The organism is Mucilaginibacter sp. GW821-FHT07G05 (assembly GCF_059418565.1).
Genome location: NZ_JBWKQC010000004.1, coordinates 256,159 through 276,201, shown reverse-complemented (window position 1 = coordinate 276,201; position 20,043 = coordinate 256,159). Strand labels below are relative to the sequence as shown.

The following is a 20,043-nucleotide window of genomic DNA, read 5'->3' as shown; positions in this document are numbered from 1 at the left end:
ATGGGATGCGGAAGTTGCTCAACGGGTGGAGGATGTTCGCCCGCAGGCTGCAAAAGTAACGGCTCGTGCCTTACTAATGGTTGCAGTAAATTAGATGTTTACGACTGGCTGTCGCACATGGATATGCCGGCAAATTATAAACCGTTTTCGGTTGTCGAAGTTAAATTTAAAGGTTCGAGGAAAGAGTTTTATCAAAACGTTGATAACATTTACCTTGAAGCAGGTGAGCTGGTGGCTGTTGAAACCACTACCGGCGGGTTTGATACCGGCCACGTATCGCTAACCGGCGAACTGGTGCGCATGCAAATGGTTAAGCGCCATGTTAAAGAGGCCGATGTAGTCAAAAAGATCTACCGCCGTGCCACCCCTACCGATGTAGATAAATGGAAAGCCGCTAAAGATTTGGAATGGGAAACTATGCACAAATCGCGCAAGCTGGCACTCGACCTTAACTTATCTATGAAGATAAGCGACGTTGATTATCAGGGCGATAAAACCAAGGCTACCTTTTATTATACAGCCGAAGGCCGCGTTGATTTCAGGGAACTGATCAAAAAAATGGCCGAAAGCTTCAGGATCCGTATAGAGATGCGGCAGATAGGGATGCGCCAGGAAGCAAGCCGTTTAGGCGGTATAGGTTCATGCGGACGCGAACTTTGCTGCTCTACCTGGTTAACCGATTTTAAAACGGTATCCACTTCGGCGGCACGCTACCAAAATCTATCCTTAAATACACTCAAGCTTGCAGGCCAGTGCGGCAAACTAAAATGCTGCCTCAACTACGAGTTGGATACTTACATGGATGCGCTGAAATACATCCCCGATAATGTGAACGTATTGCGTACCGAGAAAGGCGATGCCCGTTTACAAAAAACTGATATATTTAAAAAGCTGATGTGGTTCAGCTACCCAAGAGAAGAATCATGGATTCCGCTGGATATATCGCGTGTTAAAGAAATTCAGCAAATGAACCGCGATGGGGTAACACCTCCTGATCTGGGCGAAAAAGTTGAAATTGAAACCAAACCGGTAAAGGTATTAGATTACGAAAATGTTGTTGGGCAGGATAGTTTAACCCGACTTGACGAAAGCAACCGTAATAAAAACAAGAACAAAAACCGCAACAAAAATAAAAAGCCTAACGCTCAAAACGCGGGTGGGCAGCAGCAACCGGGTCAACAACGTCCGCAGCAAGGCGGTGGTGGGCAACAGCCTAATCAGCCAAGGCCGCAACAGCAAGGCGGGCAGCCCCGTCCACCACAAAACAATGGCGGACAAAAACCTGATCAGGCTAAACCACAGCAGAATAACCCTGGTCAGCAACAGCCGCGTGCGCCAAGGCCGCCGCAACAACAGCAGGCGGGTGGAGCAGATGGCGCGCAAGCGCCAAAAAATGAAGGCGGAAACCGTAATAACAGGCGTCATCGCCCTAACAGGCCTAACCCTAATAATAACCAAAACAAGAACGATCAGCCGGGTAAACAGCCATGACAAGAGTTTTAAGTTTTTCTTTATTACTGATCTGTTTTTTATGGGTAAGCTGCGCCGATCCGAATACGGTAATTGATGATAATAAGGAGATACCTAACCATAACTGGTCGTACGTAAGCCGTATCAAATACGATGTAAAAATTGATGATCCGGCCAATACGTACAACGTTTTCCTTAATTTGAGGGTAACGGCCGATTACAAGTATTCTAACATATTCGTTATCGTCTACTGGTCGGAACACGGGCAGAAACCGATACCCATCCGTTACGAATTTAAGCTGGCTAACCCCGACGGTGAATGGCTGGGCGCTGGTTCGGGCAACCTGTATACCTATCGTTTTACGTTAGAAAAAGGCCATAAATTCCCTAACAAGGGCAGCTATCATTTTGAGATAGAACAAAATATGCGCGATAACCCGCTGCACGAAGTTAACGATGTAGGTATACGGATAGAGAAAGCTAAATAGCTTTTGTCAGGGCTCCTATTCTTCTTAAAAAACATACCGATTGCGCTTAGGCGCAATTTTTATTTTTAGCAATACTAAAAAATGCTAACTTCGTTTTGCTAATATTTTTATCAAAATGACATCTGCCGTTTTACTCATTGCTGCCATAATTGTACTGCTCATCGCTGTATTTTTATTTATTAAAAAGCCCGCGGCTATTGATGCTATTAGTGCCGATGAGCTGCTCCGCCTAAAAAATGAGAATGATACGCTTAAGATAACTTTGGCAAGGGCCGAAGAGCGTTCAGTTGGGCTTACAGCCGAAAGGGATAAGGCCGACCGTAATTTATATAATGAGCGTATCCGGCTGGAGGACATGATCAACTCCCTTAACCAGGAACTCCTCACCGAAAAAAACCGCATAGCCAAAGCCGAAGAAACTTTTAAAGCGCAGCGCGAAAGGTTAACCGATCAGGAAAAAAGCATCCAGGAAATACAGCAGAAATTTCAGCTCGAATTTCAAAATGTGGCCAATAAGATCCTCGACGAAAAATCGCAAAAGTTTGTTGAAACCAACCGGACTAACCTGGATATTCTTTTAAATCCACTTAAGGAAAATATCAAAGCTTTTGAAGATAAGGTGGAGAAGGTTTACAAAGCAGAATCTGATGAGCGCAATGTACTGCGGGGCGAAATCACCAAGTTGATGGATTTGAATAAGCTGATCAGTACCGAAGCGCAAAACCTTACAAAAGCGCTTAAAGGTGATAATAAACGCCAGGGCAACTGGGGCGAAGTTATATTAGAACGTGTACTGGAACGCTCGGGTTTAGTTAAAGACCAGGAATACCGCATACAGGCCAGCATGAATGGCTTGGATAATACCCGTTATCAGCCCGATGTGGTTATTGATCTGCCGGATGATAAGCATTTGATCATCGACTCTAAGGTATCTTTAATTGCTTATGAGCGTTTGGTGAATTGCGAAACGGAGGAAGAACGGAGGTTATATTCAAAAGCGCATGTCGAATCTATCCGCGGCCATGTAAACAACCTGTCGTCAAAAAACTATCACGACCTGTACCAGGTAAACTCGCCCGATTTTGTGCTTCTTTTCATCCCTATTGAATCATCTTTTAGTTTAGCGGTACAGATAGATGCCGAACTGTTTAGCGACGCCTGGGACAAGCGCGTGGTGATTGTGAGCCCTTCTACCCTGCTGGCTACCCTGCGTACCATTGCCAGCATGTGGAAACAGGAACGTCAAAACCGCAACGTGCTCGAAATAGCCCGCCTAAGCGGCGAAATGTATGATAAGTTTGTAGGCTTTGTAACCGATATGGAAAGCATCGGCAAAAACATAAAACAAAGCCATGATGCCTACGATAAAGCCCTCAATAAACTTACCGACGGCCGCGGCAACCTTACCATCACCGCCGAAAAAATTAAAAAATTAGGCGCAAAGGCTAATAAGCAAATAGATCAGAAATATATTGATACTACATTGCCTTTAGATGGTGAAGTTTAGTTAAAAATATTTTTTACCCTACTTTCATTCTGAGGTACGAAGAATCTGTTATACAGTATTACTGTCAATAGTTTATTAGATTCTTTGTACCTCAGAATGACAGGGTTTATTATAGTATAAGATATACTTTTAACTACTGAGCAGGCGGCGTAAACGCGTTCCATCCTTGTGCTTTTAACGCATGCACTGTGCCTGATTTGGTGATCAGGTTACAGCCTGCTGAAGCCTCGGTGATGTGGCCTATAATGGTAAAATCCATCTTGAATTTTATCTTTTCGTAATCTGATTGCTTTACGGTAAACAGCAATTCATAATCTTCACCACCGCTTAGCGCGCATACTGTTGGGTCGAGGTTAAATTCGCGGGCGGTTTCATAAGTCATTGGGTCCAGCGGAATTTTTTCTTCGTAAAGGTTACAGCCTTTGTTGCTTTGCTTACAGATGTGCAGTATTTCAGATGCCAGTCCGTCAGATACATCTATCATGGCGGTTGGTTTTACATCAATACTTTTTAATAGCTCAATAATATCACGGCGCGCTTCCGGTTTTAACTGGCGTTCAATAATATAATCCTTCCCTTCCAGGTCGGGCTGAATATTAGGGTTCTCTAAATACACAAGCTTTTCACGTTCAAGCAATTGTAAACCGGTGTAAGCGCCACCCAAATCGCCCGATACACAAAGCAAGTCGCCTTCTTCGGCAGTATTGCGGTACACAACATCGTTTTCATCGGCATAGCCCAAAGCGGTTACACTAATTACCAGGCCTTGTTTTGATGCCGTAGTATCGCCGCCTACAATATCCACATCAAATTTTTCGCAAGCGAGGTAAATACCTTCGTATAATTCTTCTACAGCTTCCAGCGGAAATTTACTTGATAAACCTAACGATATGGTTACCTGTGTAGCCGTACCGTTCATGGCATAAATATCACTCAAATTTACCTGTACCGCTTTATAGCCAAGGTGCTTTAAAGGAGTGTAAGCCAAATCAAAATGGATACCTTCTAACAACATATCAGTTGATACCAGTATTTTTTTACCGGCATAATCAAGCACCGCGGCATCGTCGCCCACACCTTTTATAGTTGTTGGCTGCTTAATTTTTATGTTTTTGGTTAAATGGTCTATCAGGCCAAATTCACCCAGTTGCTGTATGTTGGTTGTTTCTTTATTATCAAACATGCTTATCAATAAAATATCTGCAAAAATACAAAAGCTTACACCAATAATTAAGGTTCATTATGAGTACTGCGTAATAACTATAACTCAATGCATTACGTAATAATAAGTTAATATATAATAAACAGAAGTTAAATTTTTAATATACAACTTTAACTATTATTTATAACAAACCAATTTACTCTATGCAACAATTAAAAAACCTCCGAAAACCATTTTTTACACTTATTGCGGGCGCTTTATTATTTACATCGTGCCAAAAAAATAATATTGCCGCAACAGCTGATGAGCCCGCTGCTATTCAAACCAAATTAAGAACACAGGCGGTTAGTCTTAACCAGGGTTTTGAAGTAGGCTCAACCAGCCCTAAATCAGCTTATGATGTGGCACCGGCAGGCTCGGCCAGCGGTGATAATGTTACCATCACCGGTACATCATGGAACTTGTTCGACGCCCTTATCGGTAACACAGCAGCCGATAAAAAAGCAGGTACATGGTCGGCCCGTGTGCGTAATACCGGTAAAGTAACCATGCTTTTCGATGTAACATCGGGCGCGAGTACAGTTACTATAAAACATGCCATTTACAGCACCGATGGCGCCAGCACCTGGGGACTTTGGTACTCGCAAAACGGAGGTGGCAGCTGGGCACAAGCCGGCAGCAATATTACCTCAACCACTACCTTACAATCGCAATCGTTCACACTTTCGGTTACGGGTAATGTACGTTTAGAAATACGCAAATTAAGCGGTGGCAGCAATCGCCTAAACTTTGATGATATTGTTATCAATGATAATGGCGGCACAGGCGGCGGTACTATCATTACCGGTAAAAAATTCTTGTTTGATGCTACCAAATATGAAAATGCCGGCAGCGCCGACTGGCTGATTGATGCCGACGGTACCGAAAACGTACCTACTTATACAGGCGGTACCACGGTTGAAATAAAAGCACAACGTATACCTACCCCATCATATACCGGTATTACCGCTTCAACATCAGAAACTTATTGGAAAGGCGCTATGTCGGCCTGGGCAGTTGACCTGGTTAAAAAAGGCGAACTGGTAGAGAGCTTACCTGTGGGTACAGCTATTACTTATGGTAATTCATCAAACCCCCAAGATTTGAGCAATTATGATGTGTATGTGGTAATTGAGCCAAACCGTTTATTTACCGCGGCCGAAAAAACTGCCATTATGAACTACGTGTCAGCAGGCGGTGGCTTATTTATGGTGGCCGATCACACCGCGGCTACTACAGCTGGTACCGATGCTAATGGCTACAATCCATCTGACAGGGACGGCGATGGCTACGATTCGCCACGTGTTTGGAATGATTTGATGAGCAACAACGGCATCAACAATAATAAACCATTTGGCTTTAATGTTGATTATGTCGACATCAGTGAAGGCCCTTCAACCAAGGTATATACCGGTACCAATGCCAATGCACAAAAGGTATTGAACGGCGCAGCCGGTACAGCATCAAAACTGGCTTTTTACAATGGTACTACAGCTACATTGTTCACTGCACAAAATTCAACCGTACAAGGTTTGTTTTGGCGTAACAGCAGTACTTTAAACGGTAGTACAGGTGTAATGGCGCTTCTTGCTACTTATGGCAGCGGCAGGGTAGTATTTGTAGGCGACAGCTCACCATCTGACGATGGCACCGGCGACCCTAATGATAACCTTTTCAATGGCTGGTCGGGCGATTCACCGTCAGGGTTTACCTCTCACCCGGCATTGCATTTAAATGCTTCATTGTGGTTGGCTAAAGCTATATAATTTTTGGATTACACTGATTTCTTTTAAGTGATTGCACCGATTCTTTAAAAAGGATCGGTGCTTTTTTTTATTATTTCTTGTCATTGCGAGGTACGAGGCAATCACGTCGCTGTGCAAATCCGCTCTGTATTGTTCGCGATTGCTTCGTACCTCGCAATTGACAATTTTCCAATCGGTGCAATCACTCAAAAGAAATCAGTGTAATCCAAAAAACTAAATAATCGGTGAAATCCAAAAAATAACTATAATCCCAACTGTGCTGATATATCCAGCATTCTTTCAATTGGTTTTACTGCTCTTTCAATAATATCTGCCGGTACAAATATCTCCGGTGATTCATTTTTGAGGCACAGGTACAATTTCTCTAACGTGTTCCTTTTCATGTGCGGGCAATCGTTACAGGCGCAGGCGTTGTTCGGCGGGGCCGGTATAAATACCTTATCCGGGTTATCCTTTTGCATTTGGTGTAAAATACCTGCTTCGGTAGCTACTATAAATTCCTTTTCAGGGCGGCTGGTAGCATATTTTAATATACCGGTGGTAGATCCTATATAATCGGCCATCTGCAATATAACCTCCTCACATTCAGGGTGCGCCAGTAATTTAGCTTCAGGGTAACGTTCCTTCAGTTTGGTGATCTTTTCTCTCGAAAATATCTCGTGCACCATGCAAGCACCATTCCACAATACCAGCTCGCGGCCTGTTTTTTTAGCCACATAGGCACCCAAATTTTTATCCGGGCCAAAAATTATCTTCTGCTCTTTAGGCAGGCTTTCCACAATTTGCACCGCGTTACTTGAGGTACAAACAATATCGCTCAAAGCTTTAAGTTCGGCAGTACAGTTCACGTAGGTGATCACCAAATGATCAGGATACTGCTCCTTAAACTTTTTAAACAAATGCGGCGGGCAGCTGTCGGCCAGCGAGCAACCGGCTTTTACGTCGGGCAGTAATACCTTTTTGTTTGGCGATAAAATTTTTGCTGTTTCGGCCATGAAGTGTACGCCGGCAAATACAATAACGTCGGCATCGGTTTTTGCAGCCTGTTGTGATAATCCGAGACTATCGCCGATATAATCTGCAATATCCTGAATATCAGCGTCCTGATAATAGTGAGCCAAAATAACAGCATTTTTTTCCTTTTTTAATTTTTCAATTTCATCAAACAGATCAAGGGTGGGGTCAATTTCTTCCTCCACAAATCCCTTCATGTTTATTTCTTCAAAAGTATCCATTTCCACATTGTAAATAATAACAACTACTTTTTAATATAAGAAAAAGCTATTGTTTATTAGGGTGTTGATTTTGTTTAAAACTCGTGATTTTAGATGGTGTAAATGTCAGTTTTCCATAATTATTAACATTTTTACACAGTTTTCCATATTTGAATATGCTGAATATTAGATTGCTGTGATAAACAACTTTTTATTTAAAACAGTTTTTGTTAATAAAATTCGTGTGTTAAAAATGTTAGTTTCGTAGTGCAAAGCGCTTATAAGTTGCTTAAAGATTGTTCCATTTGTGTACAAAAGTAGGAGTTATCCACGGGATTGAGTTTTTTTCCTTTTTTACTTACACAAAATTAACATCTTTTATACGGCTTGTTAACACTTGTGCTACTTTTACACAGTTTATATAAATTCTATGTCTAAAAATGTGGATTTCCTTGTTATCGGATCGGGTATAGCAGGATTGAGTTTTGCACTTAAGGCTGCAAAACATGGTAAAGTTCTGATAGTTACAAAGTCGAACGAGGACGAATCTAACACTAAGTATGCCCAAGGAGGCGTCGCCGTAGTTGTGGATAAAAAAGAGGATTCTTTTGAAAAACATATAAAAGACACCCTGATCGCCGGTGACGGGCTATGTGATCCGCAGGTTGTGGAGATTGTTGTTAATGAAGGGCCAGAGCGCATCAATGAAATTATTGAGTACGGTACCAATTTCGATATGACGAATGAAGGTATCTACGATCTGGCAAAAGAAGGTGGCCATTCCGAATTCCGTGTATTACATTATAAAGATATCACCGGGTTTGAAATAGAGCGTGCCCTGCTCGAACAAATACATCAAAACCCTAATATTGAAATACTTACGCATTATTTTGCTGTAGATTTGATCACACAACACCATTTGGGCGAGTTTGTTGATAAATCATCTACCGATATTAAATGCTATGGCATCTACGCGTTTAATACCGTTACCAATGTGGTTGAAAAAATATTATCAAAGGTAACGGTAATGGCATCAGGCGGTGCCGGGCATATTTATTCGGTAACTACTAATCCAACTATAGCTACAGGCGATGGTGTGGCGATGGTTTATCGCGCTAAGGGAAAGGTAAGAAATATGGAGTTCATTCAGTTTCATCCTACTGCCTTATATAATCCCGGTGAGTACCCTTCTTTTTTAATATCTGAAGCGGTACGTGGTTTTGGTGGTGTATTAAAGCGTACCAACGGCGAAGAGTTTATGTACGAGTATGACGAACGTGGTTCCCTGGCTCCTCGTGATATTGTGGCCCGCGCTATCGATTCTGAAATAAAAAAATCGGGTGAGGATTTCGTTTACTTGGATGTTCGCCATAGAAGCAAAGCAGATATTATTAATCATTTCCCTAATATATATGCCAAGTGTTTGGATATAGGTTTAGATATGACCAAGGATATGATCCCCGTTGCTCCGGCCTGTCATTACATGTGTGGCGGTGTTTTGGTTGATCATGTTGGCCGTTCATCTATCCTTAACTTATATGCTTGCGGCGAATGTTCGTCTACAGGTTTACATGGAGCTAACCGATTGGCTTCTAATTCATTATTAGAGGCTTTAGTATTTGCCCACCGTATTTATGATGATGCCATTAAAGGATTCGAAGGAATAACATTACCGGTAGGTATTCCGGATTGGGATGAGAAAGGGGTTAAACTATCAAACGAAGATATTTTGGTTACCCACAACATCCGCGAAATGCAGAAACTGATGAATGACTATGTAGGTATTGTACGGTCTGATTTCAGGTTGGACAGGGCTATGCGCCGTTTGGGTTTATTATATGAAGAAACAGAGGAGTTTTACAAGCGTACCAAACTATCGGTAAAGCTTTGCGAACTACGTAACCTGATACAGGTTTCCTATCTGGTAGTAAAATCGGCCATGATGCGTAAAGAAAGCAGGGGGCTGCATTATACTACCGATTATCCTGAACACGCGGCTGTATTAGAGGATACTGTATTTTAATATGGAAAATATTATTGCTGTAAGTGACGTAAACCAACGAAATGGTATAGGTATAGAAGTCTACTTAAATGATGAGTTGATAGTAGAAATATTTGGAGAGGATACCAATAAAACAAGAATTATCACTGTACACAATAAGAATATAAGTGTTGATGATATGGAACGTTATATCGATATTTTCAATAATAAAATTAGTTGAGTTTTATAAAATTAAGAGCGGAAAACGGGATTCGAACCCGCGGCCTTCAGTTTGGGAAACTGATGCTCTACCAGCTGAGCTATTTCCGCTTATATATTGATCAAACATAATAAAAATTTGTTAGCTGCAATAGCTTCAGTAAATCAATAATTAGCTTATTAAATAATAAAGAATATGCCCTTAATATTACCTGTTAAAGATAAAAACCCAACCTGGGGTAACGATTGTTTTATTGCTGATAACGCTACCATTGTAGGCGATGTAGTAATGGGCGATAATTGTTCGGTATGGTTTAATGCTGTAATCAGGGGCGATGTACACTATATTAAGATAGGCGATAATACCAATATACAGGATGGCGCGGTAATACATGCCACCTATTTAAAAGCGCCTACTAACATAGGCAATAACGTTTCTGTAGGGCATAATGCGATAGTGCATGGTTGTACCATTCACGATCATGTACTGATAGGTATGGGAGCCATTGTAATGGACGATGCCGATGTACAGGAGTATGTGATCATAGCAGCGGGTTCCGTAGTGCTTGAACGTACTATATGCGAATCAGGGTACTTATATGCGGGTACACCGGCAAAAAAAATTAAACCGATAACTGATGAGCAGCGCGAATTATTAAAAAGACTGCCCAATAATTATATCATGTACTCCGGCTGGTTTAAGGAGTAACCTGCTCTTTCGGTATATCCATACTTTCTTCAGCTTCCCAGTTAGGGCGCAAGGTTATCTCTTTATCCGAGATCCATATATGCTCGGGCTGTAGCTTTTGCTTTACGCTTCCGCTATCCCATTTGCCGTTCTTATTGGTATCGTATATCACCTTTATGCGGTACTTCGCCGTTGGGTAATTGCTGTATACTATAGATGAGTTTTTGGTAATTACATCGCTTCGCAGCACGCTCTTTTCATCGCGGAATATTTGTACCACATAGTTTTTTCCTGCTTCAGGGACTTTCACTTTCAAGGTAAGTACGCCGTAGTTTTCGGGTTTATCAATGGTAAATTGTTTGCCCTGTTTTTTATTCTTGTTGCCAAATATATCTGTTATGGCTCCCTCATTAAAAGTAAGCTCGTACTTGGCATTCTGTTTCCAGCGGTATTTTAAAGTGAAATCGCGTACGTTTGAAGTGTCTTTACTGATGGTGAAATTAGTCAACATAGCCGAATCCTCTTTCAGGGTGATCAATGTAGGATTAACATTTTCCGTATAGATGCTCGGCGTAAAACGAAGGTTTGTACCGGGTTTTAATTTACCATCGGCTGTAATGTTGTATTTAAGTGTAACACCTTTCTGAAAGCTTTCTTTACGGCTCTTACGCAACGTAACAGTATCTAACGGCTTATTATTTTCAAACACAGCTATCTTTACCGAATCAAAATCCATAGTGCGCATAAATACAAGTGCCGAATCGCGGGTTGTATTGATATCTACTACCTTCTGATCATTCAATGCCGGTGGCGAAACTATTTTGACAGACGGATTAACAAGCGGCTTATTGAAGTACAACATGATCTTTCCATCATTATCAAAACGCCTTTCTATAAACCTGAATTTTTCGGGCGATTGCTGGAAAAGCACCAGGTTTACGTTAGATGTATCCTTAGTTACCTTGATCGGATTTTTAAGGAAAGCGATCAGCTCTAAATCATTATCGAAGATCTTATTCGGGCTGGCTTCTTTCAAGGCGTAGATATTGTAAGTGTCTTCGCGCAGGTTGTTCAAACTAAAATTTCCGGATGAATCAGTAGTAGTAAAAATGGAAGGTTTCTTTTTGCCGAAGATCACGGAGTCCTTAGCAACGGGAATCAGCATTACGGTAATGTCTTTTTCCTTTTCCTGCGTTTGCGAATTGCTCACGGTTCCAGAGATACTCAAGGAGTCGATATGGTTACCGGTAGAAAAAACGTAGGTGAAATTTTTAACCACGTTCGATTCATTTACATCCTGAATGGCCTTACCAAAGTTGAGCACATAGGTTGTATTTTTTTGAAGCGTGTCTTTAAATTCTATAACCAGCTTCTGCCCTCTTATTTTATACTCCGGCGCTTTTTCGGTAGCGGGGCTCAGAGTTATTTCCTGGTACTGATTGCTCAATTTAAAAAATTCGTCAAACTCCAGCTCTATTTCTTTGGCTTTAAAATTACGGGTCATGTTTGCAGGTAATGCCTTCAATAATTTGGGCGGGGTAAGATCCCTGGGCCCACCCTGCGGTCGTTGCATGCTTGCGCAGCTGTAAAGACCTAAAACTATGATTGCAAACCAAAAAAATTTGCTAAAAATACCGTATTTCTTATTTGATGCCATTTTTAGGGCTTTTAAGCCATTTTCTATTTTTTATGAACGCTGATATTAAAAATCGGAAATAATTGATTTAATAAGATATTTTATAATATATTGATAATCAATTATTTAAGTGTTATCTGGTAATATGAACCATTAAAACCGATATATCTGATGGCGAAACACCCGAAATTCGTGAAGCCTGACCTAATGTGCGTGGTTTTATCTTCATCAATTTTTCGCGTGCTTCTTTTGAAACTGATACCAGCTGATGATAATTGAATTCCGGGTTGATCTCACGATCTTCCATTTTCTTCATGCGTTCAACTATATCTAATTCCTTTTCAAAATAACTCTCATATTTGATTTTTATTTCAGCCTGCTCAATAGTTTCTTTATCGTAACCATTTAATAAGTCGTTTAATGGTTCATCAGCTTTTCTAAGATCATTAAACGATACCTGCGGACGGCTCAATAAATTGAACAGTTTTACATTTTGCGCAATGGCACTGGTGCCTAATTCTTCCAGTAATCCGTTAGCGCTTGCCGGGTCAATTGATTTGATCCTGCTGTATGCTACTATGGCATCTGAATTTTTTATCTTCTGATTTACCTTTTCCAAACGCTCATCATTCACTAAACCTAACTCGTGGGCTATTGGTGTAAGGCGTATGTCGGCGTTATCCTGTCTTAATAACAGGCGGTGCTCGGCACGTGAAGTGAACATACGGTATGGTTCTTCAGTACCTTTTGTTACCAGGTCATCAATCAATACACCTATATATGATTCCGATCTTTTCATGATTAGCTCATGTTTATCATGTATTTTTTGGTGTGCATTGATACCTGCTATAAAGCCTTGCGATGCCGCTTCTTCATAACCTGTGGTACCGTTGATCTGCCCTGCGAAGTAAAGATTGCTGATCTGTTTGGTTTCTAAGGTAAGCCCTAATTGTGTAGGCGGGAAGAAATCGTACTCTATCGCATATCCCGGTCGGAACATTTTCGCGTTCTCAAAACCCGGTATTTGGGTAAGCGCGCGGTACTGCACATCTTCCGGTAGCGAGGTTGAGAAACCATTTACGTAGATCTCAACGGTGTTTAAACCTTCCGGTTCTACAAATATCTGGTGACGTTCGCGTTCGGCAAAGCGGTTAATTTTGTCCTCTATTGATGGGCAATAACGCGGACCAAGACCTTTGATTCTACCCGTAAACATCGGCGATTTCTCAAAACCTTCCTTTAATGTTTCGTGTACATTGCTATTGGTGTAAGTGATCCAGCAGCAGCGTTGCTCCTGTATTTGCTCCACTTCGGTATAAGAAAAGCGTCCGCGAACATCATCGCCCCATTGCTCTTCCATCAACGAATAGTTCAAGCTCCGGCCATCTACACGTGGTGGTGTACCGGTTTTCATACGTCCTGCTTCAAAGCCAAGCTCCACTAATTGCTCGGTTAAACCCGTTGCCGACTTCTCTCCTGTTCTGCCGCCACCAAATCTTTTCTCACCAATATGTATTAAACCATTCAAAAAAGTACCGTTGGTGAGTACTACCGAATCGGCTTCTATCTCTATTCCGATTGAGGTGCGTACGCCTTTTATAGTGTTTCCTTTTACCAGTAACGAGGTAACGGTGTCCTGCCAAAAGTCGACATTGGGGGTTCTTTCCAAAGCTAAACGCCACTCTTCGGCAAAGCGCATACGGTCGCTTTGTGCTCTTGGGCTCCACATAGCAGGGCCTTTAGATTGATTGAGCATTCTGAATTGTATGGATGTTTTATCGGTGATAATACCCGAATAACCACCCATAGCATCTATCTCACGCACTATTTGCCCCTTGGCTACACCACCCATTGCAGGGTTGCAACTCATCTGTGCAATGGTATTCATGTTCATGGTAATTAACAATACAGATGAACCTAAATTGGCAGCAGCAGCAGCAGCTTCACAGCCCGCATGCCCCGCACCTACCACTATTACATTATACTTCTTAAACATCTTTTCCTCCGTGTTCCACGTGGAACATTTATACAATGTTCCACGTGGAACGTTAATTTTCGTTCAGTTCACTTAGTTCTAACCAGCGCATGCTTTTGCCCTCTAAAGCGTTATTATAGGTGCTTATATCGGCCAGAATGCTGTTTAACGTAGCTGAATCAATACCCGCCACGTTTAATTTATCGTTTGCTTGCTTAATTTTTACTTCAAGGTCGCTTATCTCTTTCTCTATGGTTTCAAGTTCTTTTTGTTCCTTGAAGCTTAGTTTTGGTTTCTTTTCTGCTATGGGTTTCGGTGTTTCTACAGCTACAGGTTTCTGTTTTGCCGCTTGCTTGGCTTCTTCAGCATCTAACCTGTACGATGAATAGTTGCCGTTGAAAATCCTCACATTGCCATCACCTTCCATAATGAAAAGCTGCTCTGCCAGGGTATCCAGCAAGTACCTATCGTGCGATACAATCATGATGACACCGGTGTATGAAGTAAGAAAATCTTCGAGAACGTTCAGCGTGTCAATATCCAAATCATTGGTAGGCTCATCCAGTATCAGGAAGTTCGGGTTCTTTATCAAGATGCTCATCAACTGCAAGCGTTTCTTTTCGCCCCCACTCAAATTAGATACAAAGCCATGTTGCTTTTTAGGTGGAAACAGGAATTGTGTAAGTAATTGCGAAGCCGATATCATTTTGCCATCGGCCATGGTGATAAACTCTGCTACGTTCTTTACTACGTCGATAACGCGCTCATCATCCTTAAACTTTATACCTGCCTGATGGAAGTAACCGATCACTGTGGTTTCCCCCTTGTCTATCTTTCCCTTGTCGGGTTGCAAAGCACCGGTGATCATATTTAACAAGGTGGATTTGCCACTACCGTTTTTCCCGGCAAGGCCTATCCTATCTCCCTTTTTAAATACATAGCTGAAATCGCTGATCAGGTTAACATCTTTAAACGATTTGGCGATGTGTTCTATCTCCATGATCTTGTTACCCTGGCGAGCTGTTTTAACGCTCAATTCTACCTTAGCTTTCGGGCCAGCATTTTTAGTTTTATCTTCCAGATCATAATACGCATCAATACGCGCTTTTGATTTGGTACCCCTCGCCTGCGGTTGCCTGCGCATCCAATCCAGTTCCTTTTTTAACAGGTTGGAGTTTTTGTGGAACTGTATTTCGTCGGTAGCTTCACGCTCCGCCTTCTTCTCTAAAAAGTAACCGTAGTTACCATTGTAGGTAAAAGTCTTTCCTTTGTCTATCTCAATGATCTCGTTACACACGTTATCCAGAAAGTACCTGTCGTGCGTAACCATCAATATGGTTTTGTTGCCTTCTGTCAATAATTTCTCCAGCCACTCAATCGTATCAATATCCAGGTGGTTGGTAGGCTCATCCAATATGTACATATCCGGATCTTCGATCAGTAAACGGGCAAGTGCCAAACGTTTCTTTTGTCCGCCGGATAATGAGGTGATGTTTTGATTAAGGTGATGAATATCCAATCGACCTAAAATAGTTTTGATCTTGTACTCATATTCCCAGGCATCAACCTCGCTCAACTCTTCCATTACTTTTTCAATGGCCTTGCTGTTGTCGGGGTCATTCTCTAAAAGTTCTTCGTACCTCCTGATGAGTTGTTGCTGAATATTGTCCTCGTGGAAAATGTAATCGCTGATGGTAACCGAGTTTTTAAAACCGGGATCCTGTTCCAGGTAACCCAGTCGCAAATCGCGGGCACGCACCACTTTTCCTTCGGTGGGAGAAAACTGGTTTGCCAGTAATTTTAATAAGGTAGATTTTCCGGCACCGTTCACCCCTACCAATGCAACCCTACGGCCACGGTTAATGCCTATGGTTAAATTTTTAAATAGCCAATGGTCATGAAAGGAATGTCCAAGATTTTCCGCTGAAATGTAAGTACTCACGCTAATTGTTTTATTTTATCCGATGGATGTATAAACACACCCTCTTCTTTGTTTAGTGATTGGTTAACCATTGCCTGCGCAACGGTAAGTGCCGGAATGCTCCGGTATTTTTTAAGGCCGCCAATTAATAAAGGATCAAACACCTTCATCAATACCGTAAATATTTTTTCGGCCAGCCGGGGTTCCTTCCTGTCGCCGGTTAACAGCGATGGCTGGTAAATATGCCGCGAAGCAATATTGGTTTTAAAAATGCCTTCTTCGGCCTCCCCTTTTGTTTTCAGGTAAAAATTACCCGATTTTGAATCGGCACCGATTGCGCTTACCAAATGATAATGCTTAACGCCATTATTTGCGGCTAATTGTGCCAGTAATAAGGGATAATCATGATCTATCTTGCGGTACTCAATCTCATCCGGCGTTTTAGCCTTTGTGGTGCCCAGGCAACAGAATACCACATGCCCGGTAATAAGCTGCTTATATGCCGATAGATCATCATAATCCACCACCACTTGTAACAACTTTTTATGCTGTACGGGTAATTCTTTTCTAACTAAAATTACTACCTCATCGTAATCAGCATGTTGCAGCAGCAAATTGAGCAAATAACTGCCAATAAGTCCGCTTGCGCCCGCTATAATTGCTTTATATGCCATTAGTTATAAAAAACATGCAAAAATACGTATAAAATATTTGTGGAATAACTATTGTATGTTTAAACATATATAATAGGAGAATCAAATGAAAAAGGTGTTACATCCTGCAAATGAGCGTGGTTACAATGATATCGGCTGGTTAAAAGCTAAGTTTTCTTTCAGCTTTGGCCCATATTATAATCCCGAAAAAACGCATTTTGGTGCGTTAAGGGTACTGAATGACGATGTTATTGGCAAAGGGAAGGGCTTTGGTATGCATCCGCACGATAATATGGAGATCATTACCATTGTTTTGGAGGGCGCATTGGAGCATAAGGATAGCATGGGCAACAAAGGCATTATTAAAGCCGGTGAGGTGCAGGTAATGTCGGCCGGTACAGGTATTTATCATTCTGAATATAACCCGTCGCATACTGAAGATACCAGTAGCCTGCAAATATGGGTTTTTCCGAAAGAGGAAAATATTGCGCCGAGGTATGATCAAAAGAGCTTTACCGATGCCATTAAGCCTAACGAACTGGTAACCCTGATATCGCCTGCTAAAAACGCTGATAGCCTGTGGATTAACCAGGATGCTACATTCAGTATAGGCGAATTTGAGCCGGGAAAACAAGTTCAGTACGAAATAAAAAGCCGGGGCAATGGTATTTACCTTTTCCTGCTGGAGGGCAGCGTAAATATTGATGGTACAACATTAAACAAAAGGGATGCGCTGGGTGTTTATGATACAGATTATATAACCATTGAAACCGTTGCGCAATCCCGCTTGCTGATACTCGAAGTACCTATGTAATAGCCTTTCTGCGCATAACAGCTGTGTGTTAAATAGCATAAAAAAGCTACCTGCAAACAAATAATACAGGTTTGTTGTAGTTGACATTTAGTTACAGAATTTTTATGGCAGAGCAAGTTATACCCGGATGGAAAAAGTGGCTGGAGGAAATTGGCGATCAATGCGTTTTCTTTAGCCGCTTTTTTCGTAATATTTTTGCAGGAGGCTTTGAGTGGTCGGAGTTTGTGCGGCAATGCTACGAAATTGGCTATCGCTCGCTGATGCTGGTAGGCATTACCTCCTTTATAATGGGTATTGTGCTGATATTACAGCTACGCCCTACCCTTGTTGATTTTGGCGCTGAAAGTATGCTGCCGCGAACGCTTTCGGTATCGCTTATCCGTGAGATAGGCCCGGTTATTACGGCCATTATTTGTGCCGGTAAAATAGCCTCCAGTATTGGTGCTGAACTGGGCAGCATGAAGGTAACCGAGCAAATTGATGCCATGGAGGTATCGGGTGCCAACCCTTTACAATACCTGGTAGTTACCCGTATTTTAGCCACTTGTTTTATGGTGCCCCTATTAGCTGTTTTGGGCGATGCCATTGGACTTTTCGGCGGCTTTTTAGCACTTAATATTTCAGATAGTATTAGCTTTTCCCTCTACTTTCATAAATGTATTGCCGCGCTCGAATTTGTTGATTTTGTACCCGCGTTTATAAAAACCATCTTCTTTGGCCTGGCCATAGGTTTTGTAGGTTGCTACAAAGGCTATAACTCAAATAAAGGCACTGAAAGCGTGGGTATAGCCGCCAATTCGGCGGTGGTGACTGCCTCCCTGTGGATCTTTGTGATTGATGCCATAGCTGTTCAAATTACCAATTTATTATACTATTAGTAAGATGGAACAGCAGCAGGACAAAACGATAGACCAGGCTACCGATACCAATAAAGATGAGGTGGTAGTACACATTAAGGGACTAAAAAAATCCTTTGGCGATAAGCATGTGCTCAATAATATCAACCTCGATCTTAAACGGGGTGAGAATGTTGTGGTGCTGGGTAAATCAGGCCAGGGTAAATCGGTAACCATACAGTGCATAGTAGGCCTTTTAAAGCCCGATGAGGGCGAGTTAACCGTTTTTGGGGAATCAGTAGCCGACATGGATGATAAAGAGCTTAAACAGCTCCGTATTCGCATTGGCTTCCTTTTTCAGAGCGGGGCGCTGTACGATTCGATGACGGTGCGCGAAAACCTCGAATTTCCGCTTACCCGTGTGCTGAAACTAAAAGATCAGCAGGAAATTAACCAACGGGTAGAAGAAGTGCTTGATGGCGTGGGTTTGCTCGACGCGATAGATAAGCTGCCATCTGATCTATCCGGCGGTATGCGTAAACGTGTAGGCCTGGCCCGTACGCTCATTGTAAAGCCCGAAATTATGCTTTACGATGAACCTACCACCGGCCTCGACCCTATTACCTCGCGCGAGATCAGTGAACTGATCCTCAACATGCAGAAAAAATATAAAACGTCATCTATCATCATTACACACGATATGGAATGCGCCAAAATAACCGCCGACCGTGTTGTAGTAATGAACGAAGGTGAATATGTGGCCGAAGGTTCATTTGATGAGCTGGTAAAATCGGACAATGAATTTGTAAGATCTTTTTTTAACGAAAAATCATGAAAACTACCTCTTCCCAAAAAATAAAGATAGGACTGTTTACCGCTGTGGGTATAGTGGTATTGATACTGGCCATCTTTTTTATAGGCAGCCAAAAAAGCCTGTTCAACTCTACCTTTAATATTTACGGCAAATTTAAAAACGTGAGCGGTTTGCAGGTGGGCAATAACGTACGTTTCGCGGGCATTAACGTGGGCGTTGTACAAAACATCACCATTGTAACCGATAGCCTGGTGCGGGTTGATCTTACCATCAATAACAACGTAAAACGCTTTATAAAAAAGGATGCCAAGGTAGCTATAGGCAGCGATGGCTTAATGGGCGATAAACTGGTAACCATTGCCCCCGGCGGTATTAAAAGCAATGAAATTGTTAAAGATGGCGATGAACTGGTGGCTGTAAACCCGCTGGACGTAGATAAGATCATCAATAAGCTTACCCGCGTGGCTGATAATGCCGAAAAGCTGTCCACCAACCTGTCTGATATTGTTTATAAGATCAATAGCGGCAAGGGCAGCATAGGCCGTTTACTGAATGATGAGAAGATAGCTAAAGACCTGCAAAGCACCGTAACACAAGCCAAATCGACCATGAAAACGGTTGACGCGGCCACCGGTACCCTGCACGAAGACCTGAAAGCGGCCCAAAGCAATTTCCTGCTGCGAGGTTTCTTTAAAAAGAAAGAGAAGGCCGCCAAAGCCAAGCAGGATTCCATTAAGAAAGCTAAAGAAAAGGTAGAAAAGGATAAAAAGAAAGCCCAGGAAGAAGCCGAGAAAAAGAAGAAAGAGGCCGAAGAGGAAAAGGCCAAAGAAAAAGAATAAACAAAAGGGCTCAAATTTGAG

At 42.0% G+C, this 20,043-nt stretch carries 17 protein-coding genes and 1 tRNA gene; 11 read left to right on the top strand and 7 right to left on the bottom strand.

Annotated features, from left to right (window positions below; genetic code table 11):
• The 3 genes from AC07NA_RS12570 (at nt 1) to AC07NA_RS12560 (ending at nt 3,465) form a co-directional block, all read left to right on the top strand.
• On the top strand, nt 1-1,491 hold the full coding sequence (locus tag AC07NA_RS12570) for a PSP1 domain-containing protein (RefSeq protein ID WP_494897901.1): 1,491 nt from the start codon (nt 1-3) through the stop codon (nt 1,489-1,491).
• Nucleotides 1,488-1,958: a gliding motility lipoprotein GldH gene (locus tag AC07NA_RS12565; RefSeq protein WP_494897900.1), complete on the top strand. Its 471-nt coding sequence runs from the start codon at nt 1,488-1,490 to the stop codon at nt 1,956-1,958. Before AC07NA_RS12570 ends, AC07NA_RS12565 begins: the two co-directional genes overlap by 4 nt.
• A 115-nt stretch (nt 1,959-2,073) precedes the next feature.
• Nucleotides 2,074-3,465 (top strand): DNA recombination protein RmuC, encoded by a 1,392-nt coding sequence (locus AC07NA_RS12560; RefSeq protein WP_494897899.1) that lies wholly within the window; start codon nt 2,074-2,076, stop codon nt 3,463-3,465.
• Nucleotides 3,466-3,598: 133 nt separating this feature from the next.
• Here AC07NA_RS12560 and thiL read toward each other — a convergent pair whose 3' ends face one another.
• Nucleotides 3,599-4,648: a thiamine-phosphate kinase gene (gene thiL / locus AC07NA_RS12555; RefSeq protein ID WP_494897898.1), complete on the bottom strand. Its 1,050-nt coding sequence runs from the start codon at nt 4,646-4,648 to the stop codon at nt 3,599-3,601.
• Between the two features lie 182 nt (nt 4,649-4,830).
• On the opposite strand from thiL, the gene AC07NA_RS12550 reads away from it, so the two are divergent.
• Nucleotides 4,831-6,432, top strand: a complete 1,602-nt coding sequence (locus tag AC07NA_RS12550; RefSeq protein ID WP_494897897.1) for a hypothetical protein — start codon at nt 4,831-4,833, stop codon at nt 6,430-6,432.
• A 242-nt stretch (nt 6,433-6,674) separates the two neighbouring features.
• Here the strand turns inward: AC07NA_RS12550 and nadA are convergent, their stop codons facing one another.
• The gene (gene nadA / locus AC07NA_RS12545; protein WP_494897896.1) at nt 6,675-7,667 is read right to left on the bottom strand and encodes a quinolinate synthase NadA; all 993 of its coding nucleotides are present in this window, start codon (nt 7,665-7,667) and stop codon (nt 6,675-6,677) included.
• A gap of 409 nt (nt 7,668-8,076) precedes the next feature.
• Here nadA and nadB point away from each other — a divergent pair, with 409 nt between their 5' ends.
• Together nadB and AC07NA_RS12535 are read left to right on the top strand one after the other, a co-directional pair.
• Nucleotides 8,077-9,669 (top strand): L-aspartate oxidase, encoded by a 1,593-nt coding sequence (gene nadB, locus AC07NA_RS12540; RefSeq protein ID WP_494897894.1) that lies wholly within the window; start codon nt 8,077-8,079, stop codon nt 9,667-9,669.
• Between the two features lies 1 nt (nt 9,670).
• Nucleotides 9,671-9,868 carry a hypothetical protein gene (locus tag AC07NA_RS12535; RefSeq protein WP_494897893.1) on the top strand — a complete coding sequence of 66 codons (198 nt, stop codon included), beginning with the start codon at nt 9,671-9,673 and terminating at the stop codon, nt 9,866-9,868.
• A 16-nt stretch (nt 9,869-9,884) separates the two neighbouring features.
• On the opposite strand, the gene AC07NA_RS12530 is transcribed toward AC07NA_RS12535, so the two are convergent.
• A tRNA-Gly gene (locus AC07NA_RS12530) sits at nt 9,885-9,957 on the bottom strand.
• 85 nt (nt 9,958-10,042) lie between these two features.
• Here AC07NA_RS12530 and AC07NA_RS12525 point away from each other — a divergent pair.
• Nucleotides 10,043-10,555 carry a gamma carbonic anhydrase family protein gene (locus AC07NA_RS12525; RefSeq protein ID WP_494897892.1) on the top strand — a complete coding sequence of 171 codons (513 nt, stop codon included), beginning with the start codon at nt 10,043-10,045 and terminating at the stop codon, nt 10,553-10,555.
• Here the strand turns inward: AC07NA_RS12525 and AC07NA_RS12520 are convergent.
• From AC07NA_RS12520 to AC07NA_RS12505, 4 genes are all read right to left on the bottom strand, one after another.
• A complete protein-coding gene (locus AC07NA_RS12520; RefSeq protein WP_494897891.1) occupies nt 10,545-12,107 on the bottom strand; it encodes an Ig-like domain-containing protein in 1,563 nt (520 codons plus the stop codon). The genes AC07NA_RS12525 and AC07NA_RS12520 overlap by 11 nt on opposite strands.
• Nucleotides 12,108-12,303: 196 nt before the next feature.
• On the bottom strand, nt 12,304-14,166 hold the full coding sequence (mnmG, locus tag AC07NA_RS12515; protein WP_494897890.1) for a tRNA uridine-5-carboxymethylaminomethyl(34) synthesis enzyme MnmG: 1,863 nt from the start codon (nt 14,164-14,166) through the stop codon (nt 12,304-12,306).
• A 52-nt stretch (nt 14,167-14,218) separates the two neighbouring features.
• Nucleotides 14,219-16,087 (bottom strand): ABC-F family ATP-binding cassette domain-containing protein, encoded by a 1,869-nt coding sequence (locus AC07NA_RS12510; RefSeq protein WP_494897889.1) that lies wholly within the window; start codon nt 16,085-16,087, stop codon nt 14,219-14,221.
• Nucleotides 16,084-16,740, bottom strand: coding sequence for an NAD(P)H-binding protein (locus tag AC07NA_RS12505; RefSeq protein WP_494897888.1), 657 nt, complete (start codon nt 16,738-16,740; stop codon nt 16,084-16,086). The genes AC07NA_RS12510 and AC07NA_RS12505 overlap by 4 nt, the downstream gene beginning before the upstream one ends.
• An 85-nt stretch (nt 16,741-16,825) precedes the next feature.
• Here AC07NA_RS12505 and AC07NA_RS12500 point away from each other — a divergent pair, with 85 nt between their 5' ends.
• From AC07NA_RS12500 to AC07NA_RS12485, 4 genes are all read left to right on the top strand, one after another.
• Nucleotides 16,826-17,533 carry a pirin family protein gene (locus tag AC07NA_RS12500; protein WP_494897887.1) on the top strand — a complete coding sequence of 236 codons (708 nt, stop codon included), beginning with the start codon at nt 16,826-16,828 and terminating at the stop codon, nt 17,531-17,533.
• 104 nt (nt 17,534-17,637) lie between these two features.
• A complete protein-coding gene (locus AC07NA_RS12495) occupies nt 17,638-18,411 on the top strand; it encodes an MlaE family ABC transporter permease (protein WP_494897886.1) in 774 nt (257 codons plus the stop codon).
• Between the two features lie 4 nt (nt 18,412-18,415).
• Entirely contained in the window at nt 18,416-19,204 is a 789-nt protein-coding gene (locus AC07NA_RS12490) for an ABC transporter ATP-binding protein (RefSeq protein ID WP_494897885.1), read from the top strand.
• Complete coding sequence (locus tag AC07NA_RS12485; RefSeq protein ID WP_494897884.1) at nt 19,201-20,022, top strand: MlaD family protein; 822 nt, start codon at nt 19,201-19,203, stop codon at nt 20,020-20,022. Before AC07NA_RS12490 ends, AC07NA_RS12485 begins: the two co-directional genes overlap by 4 nt.
• The last annotated feature ends 21 nt before the right edge of the window (nt 20,023-20,043 follow it).